11 protein-coding genes are annotated in these 14026 nt (G+C 62.1%); 5 read left to right on the top strand and 6 right to left on the bottom strand.

The window, feature by feature from the left end:
• Positions 1-136: 136 nt before the first annotated feature.
• Positions 137-1060, top strand: coding sequence for a LysR substrate-binding domain-containing protein (locus ACEN8E_RS25935; protein ID WP_495590391.1), 924 nt, complete (start codon positions 137-139; stop codon positions 1058-1060).
• On the opposite strand, the gene hrpB is transcribed toward ACEN8E_RS25935, so the two are convergent.
• Positions 1061-3577: an ATP-dependent helicase HrpB gene (hrpB, locus tag ACEN8E_RS25940; RefSeq protein ID WP_495590392.1), complete on the bottom strand. Its 2517-nt coding sequence runs from the start codon at positions 3575-3577 to the stop codon at positions 1061-1063.
• A 109-nt stretch (positions 3578-3686) separates the two neighbouring features.
• Between hrpB and pmcY the strand changes: the two genes are divergently transcribed.
• Both pmcY and ACEN8E_RS25950 read left to right on the top strand, forming a co-directional pair.
• Positions 3687-4106 (top strand): periplasmic Zn2+ metallochaperone PmcY, encoded by a 420-nt coding sequence (gene pmcY / locus ACEN8E_RS25945; RefSeq protein WP_429371614.1) that lies wholly within the window; start codon positions 3687-3689, stop codon positions 4104-4106.
• Positions 4107-4147: 41 nt separating this feature from the next.
• Positions 4148-5044, top strand: coding sequence for a cation diffusion facilitator family transporter (locus ACEN8E_RS25950; protein ID WP_495590393.1), 897 nt, complete (start codon positions 4148-4150; stop codon positions 5042-5044).
• Here ACEN8E_RS25950 and ACEN8E_RS25955 read toward each other — a convergent pair.
• Positions 5038-6093, bottom strand: coding sequence for a DUF6515 family protein (locus ACEN8E_RS25955; RefSeq protein WP_495590394.1), 1056 nt, complete (start codon positions 6091-6093; stop codon positions 5038-5040). The genes ACEN8E_RS25950 and ACEN8E_RS25955 overlap by 7 nt on opposite strands.
• A gap of 450 nt (positions 6094-6543) precedes the next feature.
• Between ACEN8E_RS25955 and ACEN8E_RS25960 the strand changes: the two genes are divergently transcribed.
• Together ACEN8E_RS25960 and ACEN8E_RS25965 are read left to right on the top strand one after the other, a co-directional pair.
• Positions 6544-7023, top strand: coding sequence for an Lrp/AsnC family transcriptional regulator (locus ACEN8E_RS25960; RefSeq protein WP_007937367.1), 480 nt, complete (start codon positions 6544-6546; stop codon positions 7021-7023).
• 199 nt (positions 7024-7222) lie between these two features.
• Complete coding sequence (locus tag ACEN8E_RS25965; RefSeq protein ID WP_008022976.1) at positions 7223-7432, top strand: DUF2788 domain-containing protein; 210 nt, start codon at positions 7223-7225, stop codon at positions 7430-7432.
• Here the strand turns inward: ACEN8E_RS25965 and ACEN8E_RS25970 are convergent.
• The 4 genes from ACEN8E_RS25970 to ACEN8E_RS25985 all read right to left on the bottom strand — a co-directional run bounded on the left by ACEN8E_RS25970 (position 7427) and on the right by ACEN8E_RS25985 (position 13907).
• On the bottom strand, positions 7427-8062 hold the full coding sequence (locus ACEN8E_RS25970; protein WP_495590395.1) for a pseudouridine synthase: 636 nt from the start codon (positions 8060-8062) through the stop codon (positions 7427-7429). The genes ACEN8E_RS25965 and ACEN8E_RS25970 overlap by 6 nt on opposite strands.
• A gap of 71 nt (positions 8063-8133) precedes the next feature.
• A complete protein-coding gene (gene amn, locus ACEN8E_RS25975; RefSeq protein WP_495590396.1) occupies positions 8134-9633 on the bottom strand; it encodes an AMP nucleosidase in 1500 nt (499 codons plus the stop codon).
• A gap of 165 nt (positions 9634-9798) precedes the next feature.
• Positions 9799-11448, bottom strand: a complete 1650-nt coding sequence (locus ACEN8E_RS25980; RefSeq protein ID WP_495590397.1) for an acyl-CoA dehydrogenase family protein — start codon at positions 11446-11448, stop codon at positions 9799-9801.
• 74 nt (positions 11449-11522) lie between these two features.
• Positions 11523-13907, bottom strand: a complete 2385-nt coding sequence (locus ACEN8E_RS25985) for a 7TM diverse intracellular signaling domain-containing protein (protein WP_495590398.1) — start codon at positions 13905-13907, stop codon at positions 11523-11525.
• Between the last annotated feature and the right edge of the window lie 119 nt (positions 13908-14026).

Below are 14026 nucleotides of genomic sequence, written 5' to 3' on the forward strand. Positions count from 1 at the left end.
GAAAAAACTACGTAGCCAATCTCCCTTCCGGTGCAGCATGTGGTTATTGTTCAACCACGACAAATCGCTGCCCGAGCGGATAGGGGTGGCGCGCAAATTGCCAGGATGCCTGATCCGTTCTCCCCCGAGGTTTGCTGTGGCTGCCTACAATCTGCGTCAACTGAAATACTTCATCACCACCGTCGAGTGCGGCAGCGTCGCCGAGGCCTCGCGCAAGCTGTACATCGCCCAGCCTTCGATCTCCACGGCCATCAAGGGGCTGGAAGACAGCTTCGGCGTGCAACTGCTGATCCGCCATCACGCCCAGGGCGTGTCGTTGACTCCCAGCGGTGCACGCTTTTACCGCAAGGCCCAGGAACTGCTGCGCATGGCCAGGGAGTTCGAGCAGAACGCCCTGGCCGACAACGATGTGGTGTCCGGGCAGATCGATATCGGCTGTTTCGAAACCGTCGCGCCGCTGTACCTGCCGCAATTGATCGCCGGGTTTTCGGCGTTGTACCCGGGGGTGGAAATCCGCATCCGCGACGGCGAGCAACAAGAACTGGTGCAAGGCCTGACGTCCGGCGCCTTCGATCTGGCGATCCTTTACGAGCACGACCTCGACGGCACCATCGAGACCGAACCGCTGATGCCGGCGCAACGGCCTTACGCATTGCTGCCGGCTGATCACCGCTTCGCCCAGCAGGCGCAAGTGTCGCTGCGGGACCTGTGCCTGGAGCCGATGATTCTTCTGGACGTGCAGCCGAGCCGGACCTACTTCGTCAGCCTGTTCGAAGAGCTGGACCTGACGCCGCGCATTGCCTTCAGCTCACCGTCAATCGAGATGGTGCGCGGCATGGTCGGCCAAGGCTTCGGTTTCTCGATCCTGGTGACCAAACCGCACTCGGAGTGCACCTACGACGGGCAGAAAGTGGTGTGCGTGGACATTGCCGAAGATGTCACCGGCTCGGGACTGGTGGCGGCGTGGCTCAAACGCGGGCAACTGACCAAACCGGCGCAGTTGTTTGCGGATTACTGCCGCGAACAACTGACTGCAAAGGCTGAAAGGCCGGCCCCATAACTACTTGCGCGGCTTGATCCGCGCAGTCGCTTCGGCCACCAGCGGATCATCCGGCCAGTAATGCTTCGGGTACCGCCCCTTCAAATCCTTCTTCACCTCGGCGTAGGTGCTGCGCCAGAAGTTGGCCAGATCCTGGGTCACCTGCACCGGCCGCCGCGCCGGGGACAACAGGTGCAGCTTGACCACTTGCCGGCCCCCGGCGATGCGCGGGGTTTCGGCCAGGCCGAACAGCTCCTGCAAACGCACCGCGAGAATCGGTGGCTGTTCGCTGTAGTCCAGACGAATCGACGAGCCCGACGGCACGCTCAAATGATGCGGCGCCAGCTCGTCCAGCCGCTGCGGCAGCGGCCACGGCAGCAAGTTGTGGACGATGCTCGACAGGTCAAGATTGGCGAAGTGACTGAGCCGGGAAACCTTGCCCAGATACGGCATCAGCCAGTGTTCCAGGTTTTTCAGCAACGCCGCGTCGCTGACATCCGGCCACTCGCTCTCGCCCTTGCCGGCGAGGTCCAGTTGCCGCAACAACGCGACTCGCGCCTGCCACTGACGCAGCTCCGGCGTCCACGGCAACAGCTCCAGCCCCTTGCGCCGCACCAGATTCACCAGCGCCTGGCTGCGTGCGCTTTCGTCGAGGCCGGTGAGCGGTTCACGACTGAGGATCAACTCGCCAACCTTGCGTTGGCGTTCGGCCCGCAGCACGCCTTCACGTTCGTCCCAATCCAGTTGATCGACACAGCGCACCTGCTCGGCCAGTACCGAATCGAACAACACCGGATCGAAGTCCGTCGCCAGATAAATCCGCTCCTCACGCTGGCCCTGACGACTGCCCAGATCGGCGATCACCAGCCACGCTTGCTTCATCAGGCTGTCCGCCTCGGCGAACAAGGCTGCGCGGCCGTTGGCCAGGCGATACTCCGCACCACCGGCACGGCGTTGTTGGGCGACCCGGTCGGGATAGGCCAGCGCCAGTAACGCACCCAACCAGCGCGGATGCTCGGGATCGCTGACCGGTTCCGATGCCTTGCCCCGTAGATAGCCACGGTACTGCCGCGCCAATTGCCGTGCGCGCTGCACGCCGCCTTGGGCACCGCGTGCGGCACGCTCTTCGCCAGACAGCAGCACCAGTCGGCTGTGCAGGTCTGCCCCGGCACCGCGCAGGATATCGCGCTCGCCGAGCAGCGCCGCGACATCGCAGGCCATGTCCGCCAGCCCCAGCGCCTGGCCGCGCAGCAACAAATGCGCGATGCGCGGATGCGCCGGCAGTTCGGCCATGGCCTGACCGTGGCGGGTCAATGCTTCGCCTTCCAGTGCGCCCAGGCGCTCGAGCAGATCCTGGGCCTGTGCATAAGCGGCCGCCGGCGGTACGTCGAGCCACACCAGTTGCCCGGGCGTCACGCCCCAGCGTCCGAGTTGCAAGGCGAGCCCGGCGAGGTCCGCCGAAAGGATTTCCGCACTGCCGTAGGCCGCCAGTTGCTCGTGCTGATCCTGGGACCACAAGCGATAACACACGCCGGGTTCCAGGCGCCCAGCCCGGCCCGCGCGCTGGGTGGCACTGGCCTTGGAAATGCGCTGGGTGTCGAGGCGGGTCATGCCGCTGCCGGGGTCGAAACGCGGCACCCGCGCCAGCCCGGCATCGATCACCACGCGTACGCCGTTGATGGTCAGGCTGGTCTCGGCGATGTTGGTGGCCAGTACCACTTTGCGTTTGCCCGCCGGTGCCGGATCGATTGCCGCACGCTGTGCCGTCAGGTCCAGTTCACCATGCAATGGACACAACAGAACCTGTGGGTTATCGCCCAGCGCATCGGCCAGTTGCTGGTGCACGCGCCGGATTTCCGCCTGCCCCGGCAGGAACACCAGCACACTGCCGGTCTCGTCGTTCAAGGCTTCGAGGATGGTCTGCACCAGACGCGGCTCGATGAATTCACCGGCCTGGAACGGCCGGCCCCAGCGCATCGCCACCGGGAACATGCGCCCTTCGCTGCGCAGGATCGGCGCGTCGTCGAGCAACCCGGCCAGGCGCTCGCCTTCCAGGGTCGCGGACATCAGCAGGATTTTCAGCGGCTGGTCATCACGGAACAGTTCGCGGCCATTGAGGCCCAGGGCCAATGCGAGGTCGGCGTCGAGGCTGCGTTCGTGGAATTCGTCGAAGATCAGCAGGCCGACACCTTCCAGCGCCGGGTCGTCCTGCAGGCGCCGGGTGAGAATGCCTTCGGTGACCACTTCGATACGGGTGTTGGGGCCGACCTTGCTGTCGAGCCGAATGCGATAACCCACGGTTTCGCCGACCTTCTCCCCCAGTTCACTGGCCAGCCGCTCCGCCGCTGCACGTGCGGCCAACCGGCGGGGTTCAAGCATCAGGATGGTCTGCCCGGCCAGCCACGGCTCGTTGAGCAAGGCCAAAGGCACGCGGGTGGTCTTACCGGCGCCGGGCGGTGCTTCGAGCACGGCTTCGTGGCGTGTAGCGAGGGCTTCACGCAGGGCAGGTAAAACTTCATCGATCGGCAAAGAAATCATGCTGGCTCCCAAACAGAGCGGCGAGTATAACGGCGAACTGCGTGGCGCTAATCACGGTCTTAATTCATACCGACGACGTTTCGTTTCGAGATTACCCAGGAGATTTCATATGCGTGCTCCCTTTCGCCTGATTGGCGGTGTTCTGGTCGCAACCTTGCTGACTCAAGTGACCGCCTGCGGTTCGATCTTCTATCCCGATCGCCGTGGCCAGATCGAAGGCAAGATCGACCCGGCCATTGCCGCGCTCGACGCCGTTGGCCTGCTGTTCTACATCATCCCCGGCCTGATCGCGTTTGCCGTGGACTTCGCCACCGGCGCGATTTACTTCGAACCGGGCAAGACCGCGCAGGTCGACCCGCAAAAACTCAAGGACGCTATCGGCCCCGACGGCAAAGTCGATAACCGCAAGTTGCAGACTATTCTGGAAAGCGAACTGGGCCGCAGCTTCCCGCTGGACGATCCACGCCTGATCCAGCACAAGGGCAGCGCCCAGCAACTGGCGATGTTCGGCCTGCAACCGGCCGCGTAATCCCCGCGCGCAACAGGACTCTTCAAGGAACGACTGCCCCTATGACCTCCAGCTCCGAACACGCCCGCCTGCTGCGGCTGGCGACCCGTGCCTCGGTGGCGGTGGCGTGCACGTTGATCGTCGCCAAAGCCATCGCCTGGTGGCTGAGCGGCTCGGTGAGCATGCTCGCCGGGCTCACCGACTCGGCACTCGACGGCGTCACGTCATTGCTCAACCTGCTGGCGGTGCATTACGCCCTGCGCCCCGCCGACGATGATCATCGCTACGGGCACGGCAAGGCCGAGTCATTGGCGGGCATGGCCCAGGCGTTGTTCATTGGCGGCAGTGCTGTACTGATTGCCTTGCAGGCCTACGAGCGGTTGAAACATCCCGAACCGGTCGGCGCGCCGTGGATCAGTATCGGTGTGATCGTGTTCTCGCTTGCCCTGACCCTGGCCTTGCTGATGCTGCAACATCGGGTGGTCAAGGCCACGGGCTCGAACGCCGTGCGGGCCGACTCGCTGCATTACCGTTCGGACCTGCTGCTCAATGGCAGCATTCTGCTGGCGCTGATACTGGCCGGGTTTGGCTGGCATCAGGTCGACGCCTGGTTTGGCCTGGGAATCGCCGTCTATATCCTGTGGAGCGCGGTGCAGATCGCCCGGGAGAGCTTTGCGGTGTTGATGGATGAAGAGCTGCCACCGGATGTCAGCCAGCACATGCTGGAGCTGGCGTGCAGTGTACCCGGCGTATTGGGTGCGCATGACCTGCGTACGCGGATCTCCGGCAACCAGTGGTTCGTGCAGTTGCACCTGGAGTTGCCGGGGGAGCTGACGCTGTCAGTCGCCCACGGCATCAGCGATCAGGCGGCTGCGGCCATTCACAGTGTCTACCCGCGAGCCGAAGTGCTGGTGCACGCCGACCCGCAGGAAGTGGTAAAAGCCGCCCGGGCTCAGTAATTGACCTGATAACCGCGACTGCTCAGGCAGCTACCCTGGGCCTGTCGGTAGGCTTGCACCACCGACGGGTCTGGCTCGTAGGTGGCGGTTCGTGGATTGAAACCACTCTGCTGCACCGCGTATTGATAACACTCGTAGCCATCCCGGCTGACCTGCTCCGGCGACTGACCGTTGGCCGGATACGCCTCCACGTCATAATTATTGTTGCCGACTGATGATTGCGATTGATCAATCGGCGGATCGACCACCTCGTAATCCTGAGTACTTTCCTGGTAGGCGTAATATGAACCGGCCGCGAGGAAAAACACCGTCCCGGCGATCCATACCTGCTGGGCATAATCGGGCAGGTGGCGAACCCGAATCCCGCGTGGTGGCTGCACCACCTCATAACGCGGGCCGAGCGGGCGGTACCAGTAACCACCGGAAAAGTAATAATCCATGCCACGGTAAGGCACGCGGTAATTACGCTCGGGGAAGCGGTCGATCATCTGGCCAGGACGATACCTCGGCCCGGGTCCCCAGCCGTTGCCGCGCCCCTCAGGGTGACCCTGCCAGTGATTGTCATTGGTCGGTGCACCTATGTACCCGCTCCAGCGCTGGTTGTAATCGTTGCGGTGCGGCTGGTCCTGGTAGTAACCACGCTGCGGCTGCTGGGTCTGGCGCACGGTGTCGGGACGCGGCTGGATCGGAAAGTCATTGGCCGGCAGCTGCGGTGGCGGCGGCGGCGAGCGAACCGGGCTGTTGAAATCCGGTGCCGGACGTTTCTGCCACTGGCCATTGTCCTGATGTTGATTCTGGCCGTTGTGCTCGAACTGGCGATTGTCGTTGTTCTGCGCACGGGGCTGGTTCTGCGGCTGGTTGTTTTGCGCAGGCGGCTGGTTGTTGCCACCGTGGCCCTGATTACCACCCTGATGCCCATCCTGGCGCCCTTCCTGGCCGTGCTGCCCGCCATCACGGCCATGGTTTTGCGGTTCATCGGCCATCGTTTGCGCAGTGACACTGACACACAGCAAACCAACACCGGCCAAACGCCAGATGCGCGATTTCATGCTTTTCCTCATTGCGGGTTAGGGCCTGTACATAAGACTGGTAAAGCACGAGCCGGTTCTGCTACAGGTTATCAGTCACGCAACTTATTTATTGAGGGCCGAGCGTTGATTCGCGGCAGTAAATTGCGCGCAAGAAAAAGGGGAGACCCGTCGGCCTCCCCTTGGAGAACTTCGTCCTGGCTCGACGCTTTTGACGTCGGCTCACCTCACGCCGTCTTCTGGACAGTGTGTAGCTCGGGGGCCGGCACGTCCCCGGTGGGGGCGGCGACCGCGGCGGGCCTGGTTGGGCGAGCCGCACTGGACTGTTTGTCCGAGCAGTGATTCTGGTAATAAGAATAGGCCGGGAGCGCTGGCAGAGGATTGCGAAGATTGCTCAGTTAAACATTACTTGCGCAATTTTTAACCCTGGATAGATAATCTGCCGCAATAGTTACGACAAAGGATTGATTGATGAGCAAGCTCGACCGTTATGACCTGAGCATTTTGGCGGAATTGCAGCGTGACGCACGCATCTCCAACCAGGAGCTGGCCGAGCGCATCGGCCTGTCGCCTTCGCCGTGCTCGCGGCGGGTCAAGCAACTGGAAGACGACGGCTACATTTCCCGTCAGGTCGCCCTGCTCGACCGCAAAATGCTCGGCCTGAGCCTGACGGCCTATGTGCTGATCGGCATGGACCGTCACACGCCGGAGCGTTTCGAAAACTTCGAAGCCGCCATCCGCACCTTGCCCCAGGTACTTGAATGCAGCCTGGTGACCGGGATGGACGCCGACTATCAACTCAAGGTCGTGGTGCCGGACATGGATCACTACCAGAAACTGCTGCTGGGGCATCTGACCCGGATTGAAGGGGTGACCAGCGTGCGTTCGAGTTTTGTGTTGAATCAGGTGTTGAATAGCACCGAACTGCCTTTGACTCATCTGCGTAGCTGAAATGGGCTTCGCGAGCAGGCTCGCTCCCACAGGGATCTCCCATGCACTGAAGATCCCTTGTGGGAGCGAGCCTGCTCGCGAAGGGGCCCGCACAGGCGACGAATGACTGCGACACACCGACGCAGGTCAATACTGCACGAAGCCAGCGCGGCGTATACTCGCCGCGCCCTTTTAGCCTCGCCTGTGCTGGAGATGTTCGATGGATCCTGCCGTATTCGAAGAGTGGATGATGACCGGACTGGTCACGATCCTGATCATTTTCATGGGTTTCATCGTCTGGGATCTGGCGAAGAAGTCCAAGGCCGGACGCTTTGGCTCTTTCATCCTGTTCTTCGTGCTGGGCCTGGGTGTTGCTGCATTCGTGATCAAAAGTGTGGTCATCGGCCTGATCGAATCCGGCACTTTATAAGCGCGCCGGTACTTCTTTCCACTGCCCCTGATCGAGCCCTTCGATCGTCCAGTCGCCGATTCTGACCCGCACCAGGCGCAAGGTCGGCAACCCGACCGCAGCCGTCATGCGCCGCACCTGCCGGTTGCGCCCTTCGCGAATCACCAACTCCAGCCAACTGGTCGGCACGCTTTTACGAAAGCGCACCGGCGGATTGCGCGGCCACAGTTCGGGCTCGTCCAGTTGTCGCGCCTCGGCGGGCAAGGTCATGCCGTCATTCAATTCAACGCCGTTACGCAAGCGCTGCAATTGCTCGGCGCTCGGCTCGCCCTCGACCTGCACCCAATAGGTCTTGGCCAGTTTGTGTTTCGGGTCGGCGATCCGCGCCTGAAGCTGACCGTCGTTGGTCAGCAGCAACAAGCCTTCGCTGTCGCGGTCCAGCCGTCCGGCCGGATAGATGCCCGGTACATCGATGTAATCCTTGAGGGTCGCGCGCCCTTCGCCATCGCTGAATTGCGTCAGCACATCGAACGGTTTGTTGAACAGGATCAGTTTCGGCTCGGCCGGCGGCGCCTTGGCGACACGGCGCGGGGCTGACGGGGATGGCTTCACGCCAGGGCGGCGGGAAACGGGACGTTGAGGACGGGACATGGCAGAGAGAACATCTAACGGTCAGGGCTGCTAATGCTAGTGCCCTGACCGCTAAATGACCATGACAACCGTTAGCGGAACGGCGGCTCGTCGAAGCTGCGCAGTTTGCGCGAGTGCAGCGAGTTGAGTTCGGTACGCAGCAGATCCACCGCCTCGATACCGATCTTCAGATGCTGGCTGACCGCGCGCTCATAGAAGGCGTTCGCCGAGCCCGGCAACTTGATCTCGCTGTGCAGCGGTTTGTCCGATACGCACAGCAATGTGCCGTACGGCACGCGCAAACGATAACCCTGGGCGGCGATGGTGCCGCTTTCCATGTCCACCGCCACGGCGCGGGACAGGTTGATCAGCGGTCGCTCCTGCGCCCAGCGCAGCTCCCAGTTACGGTCGTCGTAGGTCAGCACGGTGCCGGTGCGCAGACGCTTCTTCAGTTCGTCGCCCTTCTCGCCGGTGATGTTGGCCGCCGCTTGCTGAAGCGCCAACTGCACTTCGGCCAGGGCTGGAATCGGAATGTTCGGCGGCACCACCCGGTCGAGAATCCCGTCGCGGCGCATATAAGCGTGGGCCAGCACATAGTCGCCGATGGTTTGCGACTGACGCAGGCCGCCGCAGTGACCGATCATCAACCAGCAATGCGGGCGCAGGACGGCCAGGTGATCGGTGATGTTCTTGGCGTTGGACGGGCCGACACCGATGTTGATCAGGGTCACACCGTGGCCGTCGCTGGCGATCAGGTGATAGGCCGGCATCTGATAACGGTGCCAGACCACGCCAGCGGCAATGGCCGAGGCTTCGCCGTGGTCCATGCTCTTTTCGATGATCACGTTACCCGGCAGCACCATGCGCACAAAGCGCGGATCTTTGCGCAGCTGTTCCAGACCATGGACGATGAACTGATCGACATAGCGGTGATAGTTGGTCAGCAGAATCCATGGCTGCACATGCCGCCAGTCACTGCCGGTGTAATGCACCAGTCGGCGCAGGGAGAAATCCACCCGTGCGGCATCGAACAGGGCCAAGGGCAGCGGATCGGTGTTTTCCCAGTCGTACAGACCGTCGGCAATGCCGTCGGTCGCGGCCGACAGGTCGGTACTCGGGAACACCCGGGCCAGAACGGCAGCGGTGACGCCGGAACCCGCCAGCTCATCGCCCTGCTCGACCACATACGGATACGGGATGTTCTGCGCGCTGACCCCGACTTCCACGGTCACGGTGAAGTCGTGCATCAGCGGAACCAGCTGTTCCAGCAGGTATTTACGGAAAGCCGTTGGATGAGTGACGGTGACGCTGTAGGTGCCCGGCAGCTGGACCTTGGCATAGGCACGGGTGGTCTGCGGAACTTCGCCCTGGCAATGGTAGGTCAGGCGCAGTTCGGGATAACGGAACAACGCCCGCTGCTCGGCGTCCGGCTCGACACGATCCTTGAGGTAACGCTTGAGCGCCTGACTCAGCGCGGTGGTTGCACGATTGTGCAAGAGCGCAAGCCGATCCACGGCTTGCTCGGCGGTTTGAACGACAATAAAAGCTTCGGTCACGATCAGCATCCTGTGTTCTGACTTGCAGACCTTCATCTTGCCTGCATCGTCGCTTCACGGGAACAGTGGCATGTTGGCGATGTGCATGGAGAACGACTGTAGGAGCGAGCCTGCTCGCGAAAGCGGCCTGTCAGTCACATCCATGTTGAATATGACACCGCCTTCGCGAGCAGGCTCGCTCCCACAGGAGGCCGGTGTCGCTTAGAAGCCCTGCGGAGTCGAGCGGGCGACAATCGCTTCCACGTCCAGGCCTCGTGGTAACGCGCCGTACGCTCGGCCACCACCCTGCAGACGACTGGCGATGAAAGCATCACTGACCACCGCATTCCCGGCTTCCAGCAACAGCTTGGCCTGCAGCCCCAACGCAATGTCCTCGGTCAGATGCCGGGCGCGATACTGGATGTCCCCCGTGTCCTTGAAGGCCGCCTGCAACTGATGAATGTGCGCAGCCAGGCGCTTGTCGCCATGGCCATCGCCCAACTCGCTGAACAGCGCGTCGAGCACACCCGGCTCTTTTGACAGGGCACGCAGCACGTCGAGGCACTGCACATTGCCGGAACCTTCCCAGGTTGAATTCACCGGTGCTTCACGATAGAGCCGCGGCAGGATGCTGTCTTCGACGTAACCCGCGCCGCCCATGCACTCGGCCGCTTCGTTGATCATGGCCGGCGCCCGCTTGCAGATCCAGTACTTGCCCACGGCTGTCACCAGACGGGCGAATCTGGCTTCCTGTGAATCGTCCAGATGATCCAGCGCCCGGCCCATGCGCAGGCTCAAGGCCAGGGCGGCTTCGCTTTCCAGCGCCAGATCCGCCAGCACGTTCTGCATCAAAGGCTGTTCGCTGAGCAGTTTGCCGCCAACCGAACGATGCGCGCAGTGATGGCTGGCCTGAGTCAGCGCCTGACGCATCAGCGCACTGGAACCGACCATGCAATCGAAGCGGGTCATGGCGACCATCTCGATGATCGTCGGAACGCCACGCCCCTCTTCACCGACCATCCACGCCAGTGCGCCGCGGAACTCCACTTCGCTGGAAGCGTTGGAGCAATTACCGAGCTTGTTCTTCAGACGCTGGATGTAGAACTGATTGCGCGTGTCGTCCGGACGATGACGCGGCAACAGGAAACAGGTCAGGCCCTTGTCGGTCTGCGCCAGGGTCAGGAAGGCGTCGCACATCGGCGCCGAGCAAAACCACTTGTGCCCCACCAACTCATAGGCCTGGCCCGGACCGCTGGCACCGACCGGGTACGCCTTGGTGGTATTGGCCCGCACATCGGTGCCGCCCTGTTTCTCGGTCATGGCCATGCCGATGGTGACCCCGGCCTTGTGGACCATGCCGACGTTGCGCGGGTCGTACTCGGTGGCGAGGATTTTCGGCAACCACTTTTCCGCCAGGTCCGGTTGCAGACACAGGGCCGGAACGCTGGCGAAGGTCATGGTCAACGGGCAGCCACTGCCGGCTTCGGCCTGGCTGTGCAGATACGACATGGACGCACGGGCGACATGGGCACCGTCCTGCGGGTGCGCCCAGGGCAGCGAGGTCAGGCCGTGCTCGACCGCCGTGCGCATCAATTGGTGATAGGCGGGATGAAACTCCACCAGGTCGATGCGATGACCGAAGCGGTCATGGCTGTTGAATACCGGCTTGTTCTGATTGGCCAGGAACCCGGCTTCCATCAACGGGCCACCGGCCAGCGCGCCATAAGCGTCGATCCGCGGTTCGGCCCAACCGGCCCCAAAGCGCCGCGACCATTCCTGCAACGGCAAGTCGATGCGGTACAGGTTGGCACCGTCCAGTGACGGTGGCTGATTGGTGACTTCGTGGGTTTCGGCGAACTGATGCAGGTTCATGACAAGGCTCCTTTGGTCGGCCAAGGGACTTCAGTTAAGCACCGCCCCCCAGCCGATCAAAGTGTCATATCCGCCTAACTGCCGGCGCTTTCGCCCTGTTTCGAGCAAAGCACGCGGCGGTAGAGCGCGGCCTGCAAGTCTTCGAATTTCACCGGTTTGCTCAAGTGATCAATCACCGCGCCGGTCGGGCAGCGCTCACGATCACCGCTCAGGGCGATCATGAACAGCGGCAGCTCGGCATAACCGGGTAACGCACGGATCTGGCAGCACACCGACTCACCCTCCAGCAGCGGCAACTGACAATCGACCAGCACCGCGTCAAACACTTCGCGCTGCAAGAGATCGAGCGCGACATCGGTACTGTCGGCCGTACGCACACGGAAACCCAGCTTGAGCAGCATGCCGCGCATCACCAACTGGCTGATGCCGTTGTCATCCACCAACAACACGGCACAGTCCTGGGGCAAGCGCAGGCGCGCAAAGTCCCGGGTCATCAATGGCGTCACAGGACGCTCGACCACCGGCAGTCCGACTTCCACATCAAGCTGAAACCGGCTGCCGCGTCCTGGCTCGGAGCGATGAGTCAGGCGTCCACCGAGCAATTCGACCAACTGTCGGCAAATCGCCAGGCCAACACCCAGGCCACCGTATTCACGGGTCATCGAGCCGTCGAGCTGGAAGAACCGCTGATACATCGTGGCCTCCCCCAAATCGGTGAAGCCGATGCCCGTGTCGATCACCGCAAAGGTCAACGCCAGCCGGTCGGGCTCAATGACCTTGCCGGTCACCCGCAGGGCCAGACCGCCGACCCGGGTGAACTTGATGGCATTATCCAGCAGACACTCCAGGCACTGCGCGATCTTGACGTTGTCGCCGTACAAGCGATCCGGCACACCTGGCGCGACATCGACCTTGAAGTCCAGCGACTTGCCCGATGCGTTGCCGTCGAACTGCATGCGCAGTGCCTCGACCATCCCGCGCAAGCTGAAGGTATCGGTCGAGGCCTTGAGTTTGCCGGCCTGCAATTCCGTGAGGGTGAGGATGCCATTGACCATACGCATCATGTCTCGCGCCGAGCCCGAAGCCGTCTGCTGATACTGCTCCAGTTCAGGGTCCATTTCGACCGTCTGCATCAGCTCCAGCGAACCGATCACACCGTTCATGGGTGTGCGCAGTTCATGGGTCAGAGTGGCAAGAAATTCGTCCTTGAGCTTGTTACTGCGAGCCAGTTGCTGGTTGAGAACCTCAAGCTTCTGGCTGGCGTCGAACAGGGTTTGCGCTTGCTGCTCACGCATGTCGTTGATGCGGTCGGCCAGCGCCAGGGACAGCAACGCCACTTCGATGGCCGAGCCGATCTGGCTGGAATACATGGTCAGGAACACGTTCGGCAGGTACCCCAGCACCATCAGTGTATTGACGATGCCGCCGAGCAAAAACGCCGACCAGGCAATAATGAAATACCGCGCGACGCGCAGGCCCCGCAGCCAGGCGAAGATCCCGGCGGCGAAAATCACCACGGTGAACGTCAGCGCCAGCGCCGTGGCCAGGCGCAAGGCCAGGGCGTAGCTGGTCATCAACGACAGGCCAACGACCAGTGCACTAAAGACAACCAGCGCCAGCAACAAGCGGTCGAGCCAGCGACTGTGGGTTGCCATTTGCAGGAAACTGCGAGCGAACTGACTGCCGAACAGCCCCGCACAGCCAATGAAAAACGGCGTCGCGGCGTTGGCCCACCAAGGGTTGTCCGGCCAGAAATACTGCACGGCCGCGCCGTTTACCGACAGCTGATACAAGCCGAACGAGGCGATATAGAAGATGTAGTAGAGGTAACTGGTGTCGCGCACGCTGAGGTAGATGAACAGGTTGTAGACCAGCATCCCCAGCAGCACGCCGTAGATCAGCCCCAGTACATAGAGGCGCACGGGCTGCTCTTCGAGGTAGGCCGTGCTCGACCACAAGGTTACCGGTGCCTGGATCGAGCCTTCGCTTTGCAATCGCAAGAACAGGGTTTCGGCCTGGTCAGGCTTGAACGTCAGGTCGAACAGGTAGTTGTTCTGACGCACCTCGCGGCTGGCGAACGGCAAGGCATCGCCGGTCTGCCTGACCAACTGATAATTGCCAGCCGCATCAGGCAAATAGAGATCGAGATGATCGAGGGGCGGATAGGCCAGTTCCAGCAGCCAGGCCCGTTGTGCCGCCGGATTGGCCGGACGGTAATGCAGGTCGATTTTCAGCCAGAACACTGAACGCGAGTACCCGGCGTTAAGCGTGTCCTTGTGGTGCGGTTTGAAGTTGCCGGCCGCTGCTTGCGCACGGATATCCGTGATGGTCGCCTGACCACCTGCGTCCTCGTAGACCTGCAGGGTTCGGCCCAAGGGTAGGCTTTGAGTGAACTCATCGAACTCGACGGCGTTTGCCAGGAGGGGCAAACACAACAGCAACATCAACAAATAGCGCATTGAAGCCCCAGCGTGGCCTGTCCGGTTCTGTCAGGAAGCCCCCCATTCCTTTTGAGCAGACGTAAAACCGGTATCACCTGTTATTGGTTTGGATCCACTCTAGCATAGCCGTTGATGGC

This window comes from Pseudomonas sp. Pseusp9, assembly GCF_059491265.1.

Coding starts and splice junctions, on each gene's coding strand:
- ACEN8E_RS25960 (WP_007937367.1), top strand. CDS start 6,544: ATGAGCAAGCTCGACCGTTATGACCTGAGCATTTTGGCGGAATTGCAG.
- ACEN8E_RS25950 (WP_495590393.1), top strand. CDS start 4,148: ATGACCTCCAGCTCCGAACACGCCCGCCTGCTGCGGCTGGCGACCCGT.
- ACEN8E_RS25985 (WP_495590398.1), bottom strand. CDS start 13,907: ATGCGCTATTTGTTGATGTTGCTGTTGTGTTTGCCCCTCCTGGCAAAC.
- ACEN8E_RS25965 (WP_008022976.1), top strand. CDS start 7,223: ATGGATCCTGCCGTATTCGAAGAGTGGATGATGACCGGACTGGTCACG.
- hrpB (WP_495590392.1), bottom strand. CDS start 3,577: ATGATTTCTTTGCCGATCGATGAAGTTTTACCTGCCCTGCGTGAAGCC.
- pmcY (WP_429371614.1), top strand. CDS start 3,687: ATGCGTGCTCCCTTTCGCCTGATTGGCGGTGTTCTGGTCGCAACCTTG.
- amn (WP_495590396.1), bottom strand. CDS start 9,633: ATGAAGGTCTGCAAGTCAGAACACAGGATGCTGATCGTGACCGAAGCT.
- ACEN8E_RS25955 (WP_495590394.1), bottom strand. CDS start 6,093: ATGAAATCGCGCATCTGGCGTTTGGCCGGTGTTGGTTTGCTGTGTGTC.
- ACEN8E_RS25980 (WP_495590397.1), bottom strand. CDS start 11,448: ATGAACCTGCATCAGTTCGCCGAAACCCACGAAGTCACCAATCAGCCA.
- ACEN8E_RS25970 (WP_495590395.1), bottom strand. CDS start 8,062: ATGTCCCGTCCTCAACGTCCCGTTTCCCGCCGCCCTGGCGTGAAGCCA.